Annotated in this window: 19 protein-coding genes; 9 read left to right on the forward strand and 10 right to left on the reverse strand. The window is 62.9% G+C overall.

The window, feature by feature from the left end:
* From Q0L57_RS24500 to aat, 3 genes are all read left to right on the forward strand, one after another.
* A partial coding sequence (locus Q0L57_RS24500) for a biotin/lipoyl-containing protein (protein WP_296745664.1) occupies positions 1 to 133 on the forward strand: 133 nt, incomplete at its 5' end.
* Positions 134 to 152: 19 nt separating this feature from the next.
* The gene (gene accC / locus Q0L57_RS24505) at positions 153 to 1,496 is read left to right on the forward strand and encodes an acetyl-CoA carboxylase biotin carboxylase subunit (protein WP_296745645.1); all 1,344 of its coding nucleotides are present in this window, start codon (positions 153 to 155) and stop codon (positions 1,494 to 1,496) included.
* A 12-nt stretch (positions 1,497 to 1,508) separates the two neighbouring features.
* Positions 1,509 to 2,126 carry a leucyl/phenylalanyl-tRNA--protein transferase gene (aat, locus tag Q0L57_RS24510; RefSeq protein ID WP_296745646.1) on the forward strand — a complete coding sequence of 206 codons (618 nt, stop codon included), beginning with the start codon at positions 1,509 to 1,511 and terminating at the stop codon, positions 2,124 to 2,126.
* Here aat and Q0L57_RS24515 read toward each other — a convergent pair.
* From Q0L57_RS24515 to Q0L57_RS24525, 3 genes are all read right to left on the reverse strand, one after another.
* Positions 2,123 to 2,518: a hypothetical protein gene (locus tag Q0L57_RS24515; RefSeq protein ID WP_296745647.1), complete on the reverse strand. Its 396-nt coding sequence runs from the start codon at positions 2,516 to 2,518 to the stop codon at positions 2,123 to 2,125. The genes aat and Q0L57_RS24515 overlap by 4 nt on opposite strands.
* A 63-nt stretch (positions 2,519 to 2,581) precedes the next feature.
* Positions 2,582 to 3,220, reverse strand: a complete 639-nt coding sequence (locus Q0L57_RS24520) for a DUF2155 domain-containing protein (RefSeq protein ID WP_296745648.1) — start codon at positions 3,218 to 3,220, stop codon at positions 2,582 to 2,584.
* 129 nt (positions 3,221 to 3,349) lie between these two features.
* Positions 3,350 to 3,748: an NADH:ubiquinone oxidoreductase subunit NDUFA12 gene (locus Q0L57_RS24525; protein ID WP_296745649.1), complete on the reverse strand. Its 399-nt coding sequence runs from the start codon at positions 3,746 to 3,748 to the stop codon at positions 3,350 to 3,352.
* 222 nt (positions 3,749 to 3,970) lie between these two features.
* On the opposite strand from Q0L57_RS24525, the gene panB reads away from it, so the two are divergent.
* A complete protein-coding gene (panB, locus tag Q0L57_RS24530; RefSeq protein WP_296745650.1) occupies positions 3,971 to 4,798 on the forward strand; it encodes a 3-methyl-2-oxobutanoate hydroxymethyltransferase in 828 nt (275 codons plus the stop codon).
* Positions 4,795 to 5,646, forward strand: coding sequence for a pantoate--beta-alanine ligase (panC, locus tag Q0L57_RS24535; protein ID WP_296745651.1), 852 nt, complete (start codon positions 4,795 to 4,797; stop codon positions 5,644 to 5,646). Before panB ends, panC begins: the two co-directional genes overlap by 4 nt.
* A gap of 8 nt (positions 5,647 to 5,654) precedes the next feature.
* Here panC and Q0L57_RS24540 read toward each other — a convergent pair whose 3' ends face one another.
* The 3 genes from Q0L57_RS24540 to gatB all read right to left on the reverse strand — a co-directional run bounded on the left by Q0L57_RS24540 (position 5,655) and on the right by gatB (position 8,506).
* Positions 5,655 to 6,353, reverse strand: coding sequence for an AIM24 family protein (locus Q0L57_RS24540; RefSeq protein WP_296745652.1), 699 nt, complete (start codon positions 6,351 to 6,353; stop codon positions 5,655 to 5,657).
* Between the two features lie 160 nt (positions 6,354 to 6,513).
* Positions 6,514 to 7,002, reverse strand: a complete 489-nt coding sequence (locus tag Q0L57_RS24545) for a GNAT family N-acetyltransferase (protein WP_296745653.1) — start codon at positions 7,000 to 7,002, stop codon at positions 6,514 to 6,516.
* 4 nt (positions 7,003 to 7,006) lie between these two features.
* A complete protein-coding gene (gatB, locus tag Q0L57_RS24550; RefSeq protein ID WP_296745654.1) occupies positions 7,007 to 8,506 on the reverse strand; it encodes an Asp-tRNA(Asn)/Glu-tRNA(Gln) amidotransferase subunit GatB in 1,500 nt (499 codons plus the stop codon).
* Positions 8,507 to 8,798: 292 nt separating this feature from the next.
* On the opposite strand from gatB, the gene Q0L57_RS24555 reads away from it, so the two are divergent.
* Complete coding sequence (locus Q0L57_RS24555) at positions 8,799 to 9,056, forward strand: YjhX family toxin (protein ID WP_296745655.1); 258 nt, start codon at positions 8,799 to 8,801, stop codon at positions 9,054 to 9,056.
* A 48-nt stretch (positions 9,057 to 9,104) separates the two neighbouring features.
* On the opposite strand, the gene Q0L57_RS24560 is transcribed toward Q0L57_RS24555, so the two are convergent.
* Both Q0L57_RS24560 and Q0L57_RS24565 read right to left on the reverse strand, forming a co-directional pair.
* On the reverse strand, positions 9,105 to 9,536 hold the full coding sequence (locus tag Q0L57_RS24560; protein ID WP_296745656.1) for a CBS domain-containing protein: 432 nt from the start codon (positions 9,534 to 9,536) through the stop codon (positions 9,105 to 9,107).
* A gap of 130 nt (positions 9,537 to 9,666) precedes the next feature.
* Complete coding sequence (locus Q0L57_RS24565) at positions 9,667 to 10,401, reverse strand: rhomboid family intramembrane serine protease (RefSeq protein ID WP_296745658.1); 735 nt, start codon at positions 10,399 to 10,401, stop codon at positions 9,667 to 9,669.
* Between the two features lie 410 nt (positions 10,402 to 10,811).
* Here Q0L57_RS24565 and Q0L57_RS24570 point away from each other — a divergent pair, with 410 nt between their 5' ends.
* The 3 genes from Q0L57_RS24570 to Q0L57_RS24580 all read left to right on the forward strand — a co-directional run bounded on the left by Q0L57_RS24570 (position 10,812) and on the right by Q0L57_RS24580 (position 13,108).
* On the forward strand, positions 10,812 to 11,450 hold the full coding sequence (locus tag Q0L57_RS24570) for a PAS domain-containing protein (RefSeq protein ID WP_296745659.1): 639 nt from the start codon (positions 10,812 to 10,814) through the stop codon (positions 11,448 to 11,450).
* Between the two features lie 172 nt (positions 11,451 to 11,622).
* Positions 11,623 to 12,240, forward strand: coding sequence for a PilZ domain-containing protein (locus tag Q0L57_RS24575; RefSeq protein WP_296745660.1), 618 nt, complete (start codon positions 11,623 to 11,625; stop codon positions 12,238 to 12,240).
* A 262-nt stretch (positions 12,241 to 12,502) separates the two neighbouring features.
* Positions 12,503 to 13,108: a transglutaminase-like cysteine peptidase gene (locus Q0L57_RS24580; protein WP_296745661.1), complete on the forward strand. Its 606-nt coding sequence runs from the start codon at positions 12,503 to 12,505 to the stop codon at positions 13,106 to 13,108.
* Between the two features lie 193 nt (positions 13,109 to 13,301).
* Here Q0L57_RS24580 and Q0L57_RS24585 read toward each other — a convergent pair whose 3' ends face one another.
* Both Q0L57_RS24585 and argH read right to left on the reverse strand, forming a co-directional pair.
* Positions 13,302 to 14,201, reverse strand: a complete 900-nt coding sequence (locus Q0L57_RS24585) for a LysR substrate-binding domain-containing protein (RefSeq protein WP_296745662.1) — start codon at positions 14,199 to 14,201, stop codon at positions 13,302 to 13,304.
* Positions 14,202 to 14,269: 68 nt separating this feature from the next.
* Positions 14,270 to 15,642 (reverse strand): argininosuccinate lyase (gene argH / locus Q0L57_RS24590; protein WP_296745663.1); only part of this gene is annotated, 1,373 nt, incomplete at its 5' end.

Genomic DNA, 15,642 nt, shown 5'->3' on the forward strand with positions numbered 1-15,642 from the left:
GACGCTGCTCATCATCGAGGCGATGAAGACGATGAACCAGATCCCCTCGCCGCGCTCCGGCACGGTGACCGCCATCCTGATCGAGGACGCGCAGCCGGTCGAATACGGCATGCCGCTCGTGGTCATCGAGTAAAGCCGGGAACAGCGCGGAGATGTTCCAGAAGATCCTCATCGCCAATCGCGGCGAAATCGCCCTCAGGGTGCTGCGCGCCTGCAAGGAGCTCGGCATCCAGACGGTGGTGGTCCATTCGACGGCCGACGCCGACGCCATGCATGTGCGGCTGGCTGACGAGAGCGTGTGCATCGGACCGCCGCCATCGCGCGAAAGCTATCTCAACATCCACCAGATCGTCGCCGCCTGCGAGATCACCGGCGCCGACGCGGTGCATCCGGGCTACGGCTTCCTGTCGGAAAACGCCAAGTTCGCCGACATCCTCGCGGCCCACAACATCACCTTCATCGGGCCGTCGGGTGACCATATCCGCATCATGGGCGACAAGATCGAGGCCAAGCGCACGGCAAAGCGCCTCGGCATCCCGGTCGTGCCCGGCTCCGACGGCGCGATCAGCGACGACAAGGAAGCCAAGCGCGTCGCCGCCGAGATCGGCTATCCGGTGATCATCAAGGCCTCCGCCGGCGGCGGCGGCCGCGGCATGAAAGTTGCGCACACCGAGGCCGACCTCGAGGTCGCGTTGCAGACGGCCAAGTCGGAAGCCGGTGCAGCTTTTGGCGACGACGCCGTTTATATCGAAAAGTACCTGCAGAAGCCGCGCCACATCGAGGTGCAGGTATTCGGCGACGGCGCCGGCCGCGGCGTGCATTTCGGCGAACGCGATTGCTCGCTGCAACGGCGGCACCAGAAAGTCTGGGAAGAGGCCAACTCACCGGCGCTCAACGCCGAGGAGCGCTCCCGCATCGGCGGCATCTGCGCCAAGGCGATCGCCGATCTCGGCTACTCCGGCGCCGGCACCATCGAATTCCTCTACGAGAATGGCGAGTTCTATTTCATCGAGATGAACACCCGCCTGCAGGTCGAGCATCCGGTGACGGAAGCGATCACCGGCATCGATCTCGTGCACGAGCAGATTCGCGTCGCCTCGGGTGGCGGGCTTTCGGTACGCCAGGAAGACATCAAGTTCAACGGCCACGCCATCGAGTGCCGCATAAACGCCGAGGACCCGCGCACCTTCACGCCCTCGCCGGGCACGATCACTCACTTCCACACGCCCGGCGGCCTCGGCATCCGCGTCGATTCCGGCGTCTACTCCGGCTACAAGATCCCGCCCTACTACGACAGCCTGATCGGCAAGCTGATCGTGCACGGACGCAACCGCGTCGAATGCATGATGCGGCTGCGCCGCGCGCTCGACGAATTCGTCGTCGACGGTATCAAGACGACGCTGCCGCTGTTCCGAGACCTGGTCGGCAATCCGGACATCGCCAATGGCGACTACGACATCCACTGGCTGGAAAAGTATCTGGCCAAGGAAGAATAAGCCGGGAGTGCGATGACCCGCCCATACGCGCCCGGCTATCGCATCCCGACCGACCTTTTGCTGCGAGCCTATGCCTCGGGCGTCTTTCCGATGGCCGAGAGCGCCAACGACCCGGAAGTGTTCTGGGTGCGCCCGGAGACGCGCGGCATCATCCCGCTCGACGGCTTCCACACGCCGAAGAGCCTCAAGAAGACGATCCGCAGGCACCCGTTCGACATCCGCTACGACTTCGATTTCGAGGCGACGATCGACGGCTGCGCCGAAAAGCGCGAGGAGCGGCGCTCGACCTGGATCAACGCGCCGATCCGCGAGGCCTATCTCGAGCTCTTCCGGCTGGGCCACTGCCATTCGGTCGAGGCGTGGCGCGAGGAGCGCCTCGTCGGCGGGCTCTACGGCGTTTCGCTGGGCCGCGTCTTCTTCGGCGAAAGCATGTTCGCCCGGGAAACCGATGCCTCGAAAACCTGCCTCTATTATCTCGTCGAGCGCTTGAGGGCGCGAGGCTTCGCGCTCCTTGATACGCAGTTCACCACGGAACACCTCAAGCGCTTCGGCGCCGTCGACGTGCCGCGCGGCCAGTATGAGAAGATGCTGGCCAATGCATTGAAGGGTGAAGCGGTCTTCTTTCCCTAAGTGGATTGCTTAGCGGCGGCCGTTTCAATCGGCGTCTGTGCGTGGAACATCATCTTCCAGCCGTTGACGCGATGGACATAGCCGGTGCTGACGAGAGCCGCGTAGGCTTCGCCGTTTTCTCGCGTCGCGCGCGCTTCGTAGGTCAGCATGACGATGTCGCTGCCGGGCTCGACCATGCCTTTCAAGTCAATCTCCACGTCGCGCCAGCGGTTGGGCTTGCTGGCGGTCCCGGCCAGTTCGGCATTGGTCATCGCCTGCGCCATGCCTGGAAAAGCAACCAGGCATTCTGTATCGGCATTTGCCTCGTAGAAGGCTGAATCGCCGGTCCAGAAGCCTCTTTCGATATCGAGGAGTTCTTGCTTGTTGGCCGTGATCGGCTTCGTGCTGGTCATTACGGAATCCTTCCCGCCTGTCGCCGATTGGAAACGGGTGGCGGGCGGGCAGGTTCCGAAACGTCAGTTGGTGTTGGCCGGCTCGGTGTCGTCGGTGGTCGCGTCGGGCGCGGGTTGGGCCGGTTGCTGAGCCGGCGCCTTTGGCTTAGCCGCTGGGGCTTTTGGCTTGGCGCTGTCGGGCTTGGCCGGATCGGCTTTCGCCGCGGTCGGCGGCGGCACATCCGACTTCTGCTTGCAGCCCTTCAGCCAGACGTCGTAGACGGCGTGCTCGACGGCGTTGAGGCCGGGGCTCTCGGCGAACATCCAGCCGGTAAAGATGCGGCGGATCTTGCGGTCGAGCGTGATCTCGTCGACCTCGACAAAGGAATCGGTCTTGGGTTGTTCGGTCTCAGGACGCGAGTAGCAGACGCGCGGCGTCACCTGCAGGGCGCCGAACTGCACGGTCTCGTCGATATAGACATCGAAGGTGATGATGCGGCCGGTGATCTTGTCGATGCCGGCAAACTCCGCCACCGGGTTGGAGATGCGGTCGGCGACCGAAGGCGCGGCCGGCGCCTGCGCGGCGGCGAACGCCACCGTGGAGGCAGCCAGCACGGAAGATGCCGCGACCAGCGCCTTTGAGATCGGGTTTAGAGCCTTTGCGCGCAATTCCGGACGGAAAGCCGCTATGCACTTTTCCCGGAACTGCTTGGAATAGCTCATGCAAGGATACCGGTGGTTGCGCCGGGGGTGATTCTTCAATCGCCCAAGGCTAATCAGGGCTGCGATATCGGCAAGCAGCTAAACGTCAATTGTGGCGACAACGGACCGAAAGATGGCCAGGCCCGCGGTTTAAGAACCCGGCGTCCAGGCGTCGTAGTCGCCGGTCACCTGCGGACGGTGCTGGTTGGTCAGCACCGAGCCCTTCGGGCGATAGGCGCCCGGCGTGCCGGTCATGTTCGGCTTGTGCGGCTGCTGCCATTCGCGCGGCTTGTAATTCTCGTTCGAAGGCGCCGCGTCGACACGATGATGGATCCAGCCATGCCAGCCCGGCGGGATCTTCGAGGCTTCCGAATAATCGCGATAGATGACCCAGCGGCGGGTGCGGCCTTCCGAATCGACACCGCCCTCGTAATAGACGTTGCCTGCCTCGTCCTCGCCGACCTTCTTGCCGAAGCGCCAGGTGTGGACGCGTGTGCCCAGCGTCTGGCTGTTCCACCAGGTGAAAAACTGCAGCAGGAAAGTCTTCATACAAGTCCTCGCGGCGCAGCGGCTACGCTCTGCCCTGCTTATGGCGTCAGCCCACCCGGAAGGCAAGCGATTTGCCGAGCCGGTGATGTAAATGCGTCGTGCGCTAAATCGATATAGCGGCGTGCCAGGCATCTGGCCTGCTTGCCAAGCGCGGCGCGTGTTTCTAAACCTCGCCGGCCCGCGCACGGGCGCTGGGCCATGCTATGCCGAGGGAGGTGAAGATTGGTTTCAGATGCTTCCGCCGGTGACCGGATCAGCGCCGACGATATCCGCCGCCGCAAGGGCGGCGTGCCGATTGTGTGCCTCACCGCTTACACTTACCCCATAGCCCGCATGCTCGATCCTCATGTCGACCTGCTGCTTGTCGGCGACAGTGTGGCCATGGTGCTGCACGGCCACGCCACCACGCTTGGCGCTTCGCTGGAGATGATGATAGCGCACGGGCAAGCGGTGATGCGCGGTTCGGCGAAAGCCTGCGTCGTGGTCGATATGCCGGCGGGCAGCTACGAGACTTCGGCTGGGCAGGCCGTCGCCTCCGCGCGGCGGATCGTCGAAGAGACAGGCTGCCAGGCGGTCAAGCTCGAGGGCGGCGTCGACATGGCGGCGCAGATCGCGGCCATCGTCGCCGACGGCATCCCGGTCATGGGCCATATCGGCCTGCTGCCGCAGTCTGTCGAGAAGGAAGGCGGCTACAAGATCAAGGGCCGGACCGAAGACAACATTGCGGCCCTTCTCCGCGACGCCGAGGCTGTCGAGAAGGCCGGCGCCTTCTCCGTTGTCATCGAGGGGACGATGGAGGCCGTGGCATCGCGGCTCACCCGCCACATCGCCATCCCGACCATCGGCATCGGCGCCAGCGGCGAGTGCGACGGCCAGATCCTGGTCATAGACGACATGATCGGCATGACCGTCGACCGCGTGCCCAAATTCGTCAAGGAATACGCGAATCTGCGCGGCACGATCTCGGTCGCCGCCGCACGTTACGCTTCGGAGGTGCGCAGCCGCGCGTTCCCGGGACCCGATCATGTTTTTGGCGAGGACACCGAATGAGCGGACCGATCGTTGTCGACAGCGTTGTGGCGCTTCGCGCGCAAATCCGGGACTGGCGGCAGGCTGGCCTGAAGGTCGCCATGGTGCCGACCATGGGCGCCCTGCATGACGGCCACATCTCGCTCGTTAGGATCGCGCTCGAAAAAGCGGATCGCTGCGTGGTCTCTATCTTCGTCAATCCGACCCAGTTCGCGCCGACCGAGGACCTGGACAAGTATCCACGCCAGTTGGCCCGCGATCTCAACCGGCTGCGGGAAGCCGGCGCGCAGCTCGCCTTCACGCCCGGTGTCGCGGAAATGTACCCGACAGGCTTTGCGACGAAGATCTCCGTTGGCGGCCCCTCGTCCGGCCTGGAAACGGATTTTCGCCCGACCTTCTTCGAGGGAGTCGCGACCGTGGTGGCGAAACTCTTCCTGCAGGCCACGCCGGACTGCGCGGTGTTTGGTGAGAAGGACTATCAGCAGCTCTGCGTCGTCCGGCAGCTTTGCCGCGACCTTGACCTGCACGTCGAGATCGTCGGCGCGCCGACCGTGCGCGACGCCCATGGTCTCGCCATGTCGTCGCGCAATGCCTACCTCAACGAGGCGGAACTGGTCGTCGCGCGCAAGCTCAATGTGGTCTTGCGTCAAGCAGCAGCCCAACTCGCCACCGGCGCGGATGAAGCCTCGACCATGAGTGGGGCGGCGGAAGCGCTCTCCAGTGCGGGCTTTCGAAAGGTCGACTACGTCGCCGCGCGCGAGGCCATGACGCTTGCGCCCTGGCGGCGAGGCCGAGAAGGCCGGCTCCTTGCCGCGGCCTGGCTCGGGGCGACGCGGCTGATCGACAATGTCGAGGTTTCCCCAGCCTGATCGGGAGCCTATTCCTCCGTCGGCATATGCAGATACATCGACTGAATGCCGACGCGCCCCGGCCCGGTGAAGCGGTTGACGACGAAGTTCACATTGGCGCCGAAGAAGCCGCTGGAGAGGCGGTCGATCCTCGTCTCCATCTTGACCGAAGCGTCCTTGAACAGCCAGCCACCCGGCTCGATGTCGATGGTCTCGCCGGGCGCTAGCACCTTCTCGAAGACATTGCCGTAGCCATGCAGCCAGACGATGCCGTCGCCGGATTCGCCACGGAAACGGTCGATGAAGAAGCCGCTTTGGCCAAACAGCATAGTCGCCAGGCCACGCACGCGCTCGAACGTGTAGTCGACGCTGGCGGTCGCGGCGAGAAACTGATGCTCGCGCACCTGGATCTCCTCGCCGCGCCGAAGATGGATCGGCACGATATGACCCGGCCCGTCGCGGCTGAAAGCGATGATGCCCGGCCCCGACGCCTCGGTGACGAAGATCTGCATGCCGGCCATCATGCGCTTCAGCGCGCCGCGCAGCGATTTCAGGCCGATGGTTATGCTGGAATTCTTCCAGAGCAGGATATGGTGCTCGAAATAGACCGGCATGCGCGTCACATCGACCGATAGTACCGGCACCAGTTCGCCCGCGACGTGATAGCTCACGCCGCCGAACGTCTCGTCCGACACTTGTGATGGCATCAATTGCGGCAGGTTCGGCATGGCTCTCTCCCCCAAAACCATCCGCGCAAAATCCGGCCGGCTTGCACGGATGTCGATGCGGGCCAGCTTTGGCGACCGGTGCTCCAACCGTCAATTCAAAACCGGATCGCCGTCGCGCCGCTCGCGGGAAGGTGATCCAGGGAGTGGTGGACGGTCGAGGTCAGCCGGCGAGAGACCGGCGGAAGATGAGGGTATGCCCGGCGTCGCCGCTATGCTCTCCGACTTCCTCGGTGCGCACGAAGCCGTTTGCTTCATAGAACGCAACGGCTTTCGTGTTCTTCTCCTCGACCTCAAGGCTGATCGTGCGCGCCTCGGGGAAGCTCTCGATCACCTCGTCAAGCAGCATCCCGCCAATGCCGCGGCCTTGCAGGGCGGGAAGCACGTAGAGCTGCTTGAGCGTGACCCGCCCGCCATCGTCGGAGCTTTCGGCGAAAGCCATGCCACCAAGGCGGTTGCCGTCATCCGCGACGAGGAACTCGCTATTCGGCCGCGTCAGCCGCGACCTCAGCGAGGCGACCGAATGCCACTTGTCGGTGATTTCGGTCACTCGCTCGACGCCGTAGATGGAATCGTAGGCCGCATGCCAGGTTTCGACCAGCAACGCCCGAATGGCGGCAAGATCGCGCTCTCCGGCGGTGCGGACGAACATTGCGCTACTCGATGCCGAGCTTGGCCTTGACGAGGTCGTTGACAGCCTGCGGGTTCGCCTTGCCGCCGGTCGCTTTCATCACCTGGCCGACGAACCAGCCCGCCAAGGTCGGCTTGGCGCGCGCCTGCTCGGCCTTGTCCGGATTGGCGGCGATGACCTCGTCGACGGCCTTCTCGATGGCGCCGGTGTCGGTGACCTGCTTCATGCCGCGGCTCTCGACGAGCTCTCGCGGATCGCCGCTCTCGTTCCAGACAATCTCGAACAGATCCTTGGCGATCTTGCCGGAGATGGTGCCTTCCTTGATGAGGTCGATCACCGCGCCCAGCTGTTCAGGCGAAACTGGAGCGTTTTCAATGTCTTTTCCGGCTTTGTTGAGAGCGCCCAGCAAGTCGTTGATGACCCAGTTGGCGGCGAGTTTGCCATCGCGACCCGCCGCGACCTTCTCGAAATAATCGGCGATCGGCTTTTCCGACACCAGCACCGAGGCGTCGTAGGTCGACAGCCCCAGCGCAGCGACCAGCCGCGCCTTCTTGTCGTCGGGCAATTCCGGCAGGTGCTCGGCCAGTGCGTCGACATAGGCCTGGTCGAATTCCAGCGGCAGCAGATCCGGGTCGGGGAAATAGCGGTAGTCGTGCGCCTCTTCCTTGGAGCGCATCGAGCGCGTCTCGCCCTTGTTGGGGTCGAACAGACGCGTTTCCTGCTCGATCGCGCCGCCATCCTCCAGGACGGCGATCTGCCGGCGCGCCTCGGACTCGATGGCCTGGCCTATGAAGCGGATCGAGTTGACGTTCTTGATCTCGCAGCGCGTGCCGAACTCGCCGCCGGGACGGCGCACCGAGACGTTGACGTCGGCACGCAGCGAGCCCTCGTCCATGTTGCCGTCGCATGTGCCGAGATAGCGCATGATGGTGCGCAGCTTGGTGACATAGGCCTTCGCCTCGTCGGCCGAGCGCATATCGGGCTTGGACACGATCTCCATCAGCGCCACACCCGAGCGGTTGAGATCGACATAGGACATCGTCGGATGCTGGTCGTGCATCGACTTGCCGGCGTCCTGCTCCAGATGCAGCCGCTCGATGCCGACCTCGATGTCCTCGAACTCGCCCTGCCGGTCGGGACCGACCGAGACGATCACCTTGCCCTCGCCGACGATCGGCTGCTTGTACTGCGAAATCTGATAGCCCTGCGGCAGGTCCGGATAGAAATAGTTCTTCCGGTCGAAGACCGACTTGTGGTTGATCGCTGCCTTCAGCCCGAGCCCGGTGCGGATCGCCTGCTTGACGCATTCCTCGTTGATGACCGGCAGCATGCCGGGCATCGCTGCGTCGACCAGGCTGACATTGGCGTTGGGCGCCGCGCCAAAGGCCGTCGAAGCGCCGGAGAACAGCTTGGCTTCCGAGGTCACTTGCGCATGCACTTCGAGCCCGATGATGATTTCCCAGTCGCCGGTGGCGCCGGAGATCAGCCGTTTCGGATCGGTGGTACGGGTATCGATGATGCTCATGGCCTGCCGTCAGTTCCAAGATGAGTGCGCCATGCGGCGCCGCTCGAAGGGGTATAAAACGTACCCGCTTCGCTAGTCCAAACCGCCCGGCGAGACAAGCGCAAAGCCACCTGCTGGCCTTTTCGGCCGGCCTCACCTATAGGACGTTCATCCCAATGGAGAGTGGATGTCCACTTACGCTCAGTCCCGGTAAGGCCCTGACCTCGTAGCGAGGCAGGGCAAGAAAACCTGAAACCCCGTGCCGTGAATTCTCGCGGCGGCGGCTTTTGATGTTTTCCCGGGAATTCTCAAGATGGACATTTCGCGCAACGAACAGCGCATCCTGCACCTGCTCGCCCAAGGCGGGCGCATCGAAATCGAAAAGAACCAGAGCAGGAAGATCGCTTCCGTTCAATGCCTCACCCGCGACGGCTGGCGCTATCCTGGCTTCGACCTGGAGATGTTTCGCAAGCTGAGACGGAAGAAGGCGGTGTCTTCTATCGGCGGCGGCCCCTACCGCATCACGCGACGCGGGCTGGAGCTCGTCCGCGCCGAGCTCGACAATCGCTGACTTATGCTGTGCCGCCGGCCGGGAGGTCGGCGGCACCCTTCCGCTCAGTCAAGCGGTGGCGATGTAGGCCTTGATCTCCTCGGCCTCGCGTTCGACGTCGTCGATGCGGCGCTTGACCACGTCGCCGATGGAGACGATGCCGTCGAGCAGTCCGTTCTTCTCCACCGGAAGATGGCGGAAGCGGCCCCTGGTCATGATCTCCATGACCTCGTTAACCGTATGGTTCTCGTTGCAGATCTTGACCTTTGGCGTCATGGCCGAGCGCACTGCGATGTCCAGCGCCGCCGCGCCTTCCTTGGCCAGAACCCGCACGATGTCGCGCTCGGATAGAATGCCGACGATCTTGCGGTCGCCATTGGTGATGACGAGCGCGCCGACCCTGTGCTCTGCCAGCATCCGTATGGCTTCGCTCAGCTTTTCATTGGGCCCGAGCGTGAACACGTCATGGCCCTTGCTTTCGAGAATTGCCTTAACCGTCATGGCGTCCTCCACAGCCTTGCCGCCGGCTTCTATCCTGCCGGCTTTTAAGCCCCAGCGCCCTTGGGAAGACGCCGGGTGCCTGGGCAACATCGTGCGCCGTGATTGGTTGCATTTCAAGTACGCAGGAGCGCTATGCCTCCGGCAAGGGACGGTCGAAGAAACGCAGGCCGAAAAAGCCGGCGATGAAGCCGCCGATATGCGCCTCCCAGGCGATCTGACCATCGATACCGGGTGCGAAACCGAGCAGGCCGGTGGCGAGATTGATCACCATCCACACGCCCAGGAAGGTCATGACGCCGCGCGAGCGCAGCACGACTGCTATCGGCAACGGTTCGCCCGCGAAGGCCGCCTGCCCGGATGAGCGGTCGATGCGGAAGCCATAGCGGGCGGCCGCGCCCATCATGCCCGAGATCGCGCCTGAAGCGCCAACGAGCGGCGCTTCGCCATAAGGATGCAATGCCCAGAACAGCACGACCGACGCCAATCCAGTCGCGGCATAGAACACTGCAAACCGCGCCGCGCCCAGGCGATTGGCGAGCGGTGAGCCGAAAGCCGCGAGCCAGACCATGTTGATGGCAATATGAGCAAAGCCGCCATGCATGAAGGCGTAGGTGAAAGGCCTCGTGAACAGGAACCAGTCGAAGCCGTACTGGCCCGTGTAGAGAACGGGAATGAAAGCGCCGTCATAAAGCAGGACCATCTGCTGCGCTTCGGTCAGCACATATTGCTGCAGCAGGTAGACGGCGGCGCAGATGCCGATCACCGCCAACACCACCGGCGGCAGATTGAACACCGGCTCGCGGCGGGGCTCGGGCGCCTCGTCCGGTTGCGGTTCGGCTTCGATGGGATTTGCTGGTTCGCTCATGCGCCCTTGCAACGGCTGGAGGCTGTTTCGGGCGAGCATGTAGATCACGCCCGGTCGAATCACAAACCGCGAATCGCCACAGCCGCGAATCGCAGAAGGGCACGAATCAAAAAGAAGGCCGTCCAGAGTTTCCCCTGGACGGCCCGTCGAGTCCCCTGTTCCCCGTAAACTCTTGACTGAAGTGCTGCCGATCGTTGCGAAACGACCGTTTTGGAGTGGTTTTTGGTGTGCCACACGCCCCGTGCGCCTGCAACGTAAACCACTTGTTAACCTTAACGACCCCGACCCGTGAACAAACGTTAACGATACTGGCACGCATCCTGCTCCGCACCGCATGAAGGTCATCGGAGGGCGCCCTGTCTGTTCGCCGATGGGACAGCAAACGACAGAATGCTCGGAGCGGAATGAACATGACTCAGAACGGATCAATCACGCTGTTCCAATATTGGAACCAGCTGCGTGATGGCCGCCCTGCCCCGAAACGGTCGGAAGTGGAGCCGGCGGACATCAAGTCACTTTTGGCGGACACGTTCATCCTGGAACGTGACACGCGTGGCGAAGCCGTGTTCCGGCTTGCCGGCACCAGGCTCTGCGCCAGCTATGGCCGGGAACTCAAAGGCTTCTCCTTTCCCTCGCTGTGGCGCGAGAAAGACCAGCGACTGGTGTCGCGCCTCGTTCACGGTGTTTTCGAACAGAAGTCGGTTCTGCTCATAACCTACGAAGGTTTCAGCAGAAACGGGCGTTCGAACAAGTTCGAGCTGCTGGCCCTACCGCTCGACGGCGGCGTCGAGAACCCACGCTGCCTCGGCATCATCAGCGCTGTCGAAAAGCCGTTCTGGCTGGGCGCCGACCCGCTCGCCGATGCGCTTATCGATTCGATCCGGGTCATCGACCCGGACAAGGAACCTATGTTCCTGAAGAACCGCCCGGCCATTGAGGTCCCCTCGCTCGTTCCAACCGAATTCGATGCTCCCGAAACCATCTCGGCGCTTGGCCGGGTGCGTCGCATCCGCCATCTCGTCGTCTTCGATGGCGGGCGTCACGAATGAATCGTGGATGCCGGAAATTTGGCCTCGGCAGGGCCTGATTTCCAGCTAGTGCCAGCCTTAAAATCCGAGGCCTGGCGAGGCCTGCTTTCCCCTTTGTTAACCTGATTTGCTGTAGCTTTCAGGCTGAAATTCCCCGCACCATCGCGCGGAATGCCAACGGGGTGTAGGCAGCATGAGATCAGCGGCGGTAGAATACGCGCCGTCACGGGTCGAGCGACGCAATTTCCAGCGCGTCCAGGTCAAGATCTATGGTCGCTTCATGCTGGAAGACCGCACCGAGCATCCGTGCCAGGTGATCGACATGTCGCCGGGCAATGTCGCGTTGCGTACCGACCGCGTCGGCACGCCGGGTGAAAAGGTGATTGCCTATATCGATCATATCGGCCGCATCGAAGGCATTGTGACGCGAACCTCGCGGGACGGCTTCGCCATGACCGTCATTGCGTCGGACCGTAAGAAAGACAAGCTTGCCGCGCAGCTGACATGGCTCGCCAACAAGCATGAGCTGGACCTGCCGGAAGACCGCCGCCACGAGCGCGTGGCGCCGCGCAATCCGATGAGTGTGCTGCAGCTTACCGATGGCCGCCAGTACCAATGCCGCATCATCGACCTGTCGCTTTCCGGCGCCGCTGTCGAGATCGACGTCAAGCCGGCGATCGGCATCCAGGTGATGCTGGGCACGATGCGCGGTCAGGTGGTGCGTCATTTCGAGGACGGCGTCGCCATCGAGTTTGCCGTCATCCAGCGGCCGGAGACATTGGACCAGGAATTCAACGCTCCGCGAGCCTGACCGCCCGCGCAGATCTCAATCCAAAGCCGGCCGCGAGCGGCCGGCTTTTTTGTTGCGCGCGGATCCCCTTTTACGCCCGTCGCGCCTTAGCGTTGCTAACCATACGATGCCTAGAAAGATCGACAGTTCTAAATAATCTCAAATCTAGATAATTCAAATTTTATGTTTATTAGACCGACGTTTTACTCAATGTCTACTTCGGGTTTTTGCGTCAAATAAATCCCGCCATGGCACAGTCTTCTCAAACGGGGAGACTACCATAATGAAGATAATGAGGGGCAAGCTGTTGCTCTTGGCAATAGCCATGCAGCTCACTGCCTGGGGAGCGGCGAGCGCGGAACCGGTCTTCATGCATACGGGCGGCCGCACCACCCAACCCGTGGGCCACTATGAATTCTGCCAGCGCATTCCGATCGAGTGCAACGAGAAGACGCCGAAGGGACCGCCAGTCGAGCTGACGCGCAAGCTGTGGGCGACGATCATCAACATCAACAATTCGGTCAACACCCGCATCAAGCCGCGCACCGACATGGAGAATTATGGGGTCGAGGAATACTGGAACTACCCCGACAACGGTTATGGCGATTGCGAGGACTATGCCCTGGAGAAGCGTCGCGAACTGATGAGTGCGGGAGTTGCTCCGGGTAACCTCTTGATGACCGTGGTGCGCCAGCCGAATGGCGACGGCCATGCGGTGCTGACAGTGCGCACCAGCCTCGGCGAGTTCATCCTCGACAATCTCGAGCCGAAGGTCCTCGCCTGGAACAACACCGTCTACACCTACCTCAAGCGTCAATCGACCGAGAATTCGGGCGTTTGGATCACGATCAACGACGGCCGCGACGCCGCCGTCGCCAGCGTCCGCTAGGACGAGAACGACTTGCTCAACAAGATCAAGCGCGCCGCATCGGTGCGGCGTGCTTAAGGGGAAAGCCCGGTCGAGTCCCCACCCTCCCCGTCCCCAACGACCGGGTTTAGGAGCCGGCCCTGTCCCCGGGCCGGCTCCGCCTTTTCTGGCGGTCCGTGAACACGGGCGATGGCGCTCGCAACGCCGGCCGGGTTCAGCCGGGGCGCTCCTTGACGAGCCAATCCAGCAGATCGGATACGAGCGCCACGGCGTCAGCCCTGGCCGGACAGATGGCATAGTAACCATAGCCACTGTCGATGACGCGCGGAAACGGAGTGACCAGCGCTCCGCTTTCCAGGTCCTGCCGCGCGAGGTGCATGTCGCCCATGGTCACACCGTAGCCGCTTGCCGCCGCCGTCATGGCAAAATCCTGGGTGTCGAATATCTGGTTGCGCGCCGCCGTCAGGTCATAGGCGCCTTCGGCTTGCAGCCAGAGCGTCCAGTCGCTCTGGCGCGCGTTGGAGTGCAGCAGGACACAGTTGGCAAGATTGTCCACTCGCGCCGGATCGCCAAGCATGCCGACGAATGAAGGCGCGCACATCGGCGTCAGCTTTTCGGGCAAGAGCAGTTCGACATGCATCCCGGGCCAATGGCCATTGCCGTAGAGGATCAGAAGATCGATGTCTCCAGGCCCGAAATTCGGTCTGGCGAACCAGGCGGTGTCGATCGTGATGTTCAGGTCCGGGTGGCAGCTGTGAAGGTCGGTCAGCCGGGGAAGAAGCCAGCGCCGGGCAAATGTGGGCGGCATGCGGACCGTCAGGGATCGCCCCTTTGTCCTGGTCGCCTCGAAGGAATTGCGAAGCGAGATGAGCAATCCGTTGACGATGGGAACGATCGCGTCTCCCTGCTCCGTTAGGACCACCTTGCGCGTGTGACGCTGGAAAAGGCTGCAGCCGAAATAATGCTCCAGCTGCTGGATCTGGCGGCTGATCGCACTTTGGCTGAGGTTGAGCTCTGAAGCAGCCTGCGTGAAGCTTCCGGTCACCGCGACGACGGAAAAGGTCTGCAATGTCTGCAACGGCGGTAGGCGGTTCTGCTGCAGCTCCGGTTTCAAAATCGTCCTCCGCGACGGTGCCGTCCATTAAACAGGCGCCGTCGCGGAGGTAAACAGCGTTTTCGATCTCAGCCGAGCAGAGCGCGCAACTCGGCAGCAGCACGCCGGACCTGCCCGGGCGCAGTGCCGCCGCGATGGTTGCGGCAGGCAACGGAACCTTCCGTCGTCAGGACATCCGCCACATCCTCAGAGATCACGGGGGCGAAAGCCTGCATGGCCGCGAGCGGCATGTCGGAAAGCGTCTCGTAGCCATTGTCCCGCGCGGCGCCCACAATCGCGGCCACCGCATGGTGGGCGTCCCGGAAAGGCAGACCGGCGCGCACCAGGTAGTCGGCAAGATCCGTCGCCGTCGCATAACCCTTCTCCGCCGCCGCCCGCATGTTGTCGGCCTTGACCTTGATCGTCGGCAGCATCTGGGTCGTGACAGTCACCGCGCCCCGCACGTTTTCCAACGTGTCCGTCAGCGGCGGCTTGGATTCCTGCTGATCCTTGTTGAAGGCAAGAGGCTGCGACTTCATTAGCGCCGCCGACGTCGTCAGGTTGCCGATCACGCGAGCGGCCTTGCCGCGGACGAGTTCGGCGAGATCCGGATTGCGCTTCTGCGGCATTATCGAGGAGCCGGTGCAGAACTGGTCGCCGACCTCGATGAAATCGACCATCGGCGTGCACCACAGGATGATTTCCTCAGCCAGGCGCGACAGATGGCCCATGATGATGGCGCCGGCCGCGCAGATGTCGACCACGTAGTCGCGGTCGGAAACGGCGTCGAGCGAATTGCGGAAGGCGTGCGAAAAGCCAAGTTCCCGCGCGCTGAAATCGGGATCGATCGGATAGCCGGTTCCGGCAAGCGCCGCGGCACCCAGCGGCGAGACATTGAGGCGTTCGCGCGCCTGGCCAACGCGCTCGAGATCGCGAAGGAACATCTCCGCATAGGCCATCATGTGATGGCCGAACGTGACCGGCTGAGCGATCTGCAGATGGGTGAAGCCCGGCATGATCGTGGCGGCGTGGCTTTCCGCCAGATCGACGAAGGCGAGGATGAGCGCCTTCAGCTCGAGACCGAGCGCGTCGAGCTCCGCTCGCGCATAAAGGCGGATATCCGTCGCGACCTGATCATTGCGCGAGCGGGCGGTGTGAAGCTTCTTGCCGGCGTCGCCGATCAACGCCGTCAGATGGCTTTCGACGTTCATGTGGACGTCCTCGAGCTCCTTCCTCCACGCAAAGGCGCCGCAACGAATTTCCCCGGCGATCGTGTCGAGACCGGCCTGGATGGCTTCGTTTTCTGCGGGCGTCAGCACCTCCGCGCGGGCAAGCATCCGGGCATGAACCTTGGAGGCCGCGACGTCGTAGACGGCGATGCGCTTGTCCTGGTCGAGGCATTCGTGGAAGTCGCGAAAGTCGGTCGAGACGGCCTCCTTGAACAAGGGCGACCATGTTGCGT

This window comes from Mesorhizobium sp. (assembly GCF_024509055.1).
Classification (GTDB): Bacteria; Pseudomonadota; Alphaproteobacteria; order Rhizobiales; family Rhizobiaceae; genus Mesorhizobium.

What these genes read in the sequence shown, in the direction of transcription:
- accC (WP_296745645.1), top strand. Translation starts at nt 153, where the DNA reads ATGTTCCAGAAGATCCTCATCGCCAATCGCGGCGAAATCGCCCTCAGG.
- aat (WP_296745646.1), top strand. Translation starts at nt 1,509, where the DNA reads ATGACCCGCCCATACGCGCCCGGCTATCGCATCCCGACCGACCTTTTG.
- Q0L57_RS24515 (WP_296745647.1), bottom strand. Translation starts at nt 2,518, where the DNA reads ATGACCAGCACGAAGCCGATCACGGCCAACAAGCAAGAACTCCTCGAT.
- Q0L57_RS24520 (WP_296745648.1), bottom strand. Translation starts at nt 3,220, where the DNA reads ATGAGCTATTCCAAGCAGTTCCGGGAAAAGTGCATAGCGGCTTTCCGT.
- Q0L57_RS24525 (WP_296745649.1), bottom strand. Translation starts at nt 3,748, where the DNA reads ATGAAGACTTTCCTGCTGCAGTTTTTCACCTGGTGGAACAGCCAGACG.
- panC (WP_296745651.1), top strand. Translation starts at nt 4,795, where the DNA reads ATGAGCGGACCGATCGTTGTCGACAGCGTTGTGGCGCTTCGCGCGCAA.
- Q0L57_RS24540 (WP_296745652.1), bottom strand. Translation starts at nt 6,353, where the DNA reads ATGCCGAACCTGCCGCAATTGATGCCATCACAAGTGTCGGACGAGACG.
- Q0L57_RS24545 (WP_296745653.1), bottom strand. Translation starts at nt 7,002, where the DNA reads ATGTTCGTCCGCACCGCCGGAGAGCGCGATCTTGCCGCCATTCGGGCG.
- gatB (WP_296745654.1), bottom strand. Translation starts at nt 8,506, where the DNA reads ATGAGCATCATCGATACCCGTACCACCGATCCGAAACGGCTGATCTCC.
- Q0L57_RS24555 (WP_296745655.1), top strand. Translation starts at nt 8,799, where the DNA reads ATGGACATTTCGCGCAACGAACAGCGCATCCTGCACCTGCTCGCCCAA.
- Q0L57_RS24560 (WP_296745656.1), bottom strand. Translation starts at nt 9,536, where the DNA reads ATGACGGTTAAGGCAATTCTCGAAAGCAAGGGCCATGACGTGTTCACG.
- Q0L57_RS24565 (WP_296745658.1), bottom strand. Translation starts at nt 10,401, where the DNA reads ATGAGCGAACCAGCAAATCCCATCGAAGCCGAACCGCAACCGGACGAG.
- Q0L57_RS24570 (WP_296745659.1), top strand. Translation starts at nt 10,812, where the DNA reads ATGACTCAGAACGGATCAATCACGCTGTTCCAATATTGGAACCAGCTG.
- Q0L57_RS24575 (WP_296745660.1), top strand. Translation starts at nt 11,623, where the DNA reads ATGAGATCAGCGGCGGTAGAATACGCGCCGTCACGGGTCGAGCGACGC.
- Q0L57_RS24580 (WP_296745661.1), top strand. Translation starts at nt 12,503, where the DNA reads ATGAAGATAATGAGGGGCAAGCTGTTGCTCTTGGCAATAGCCATGCAG.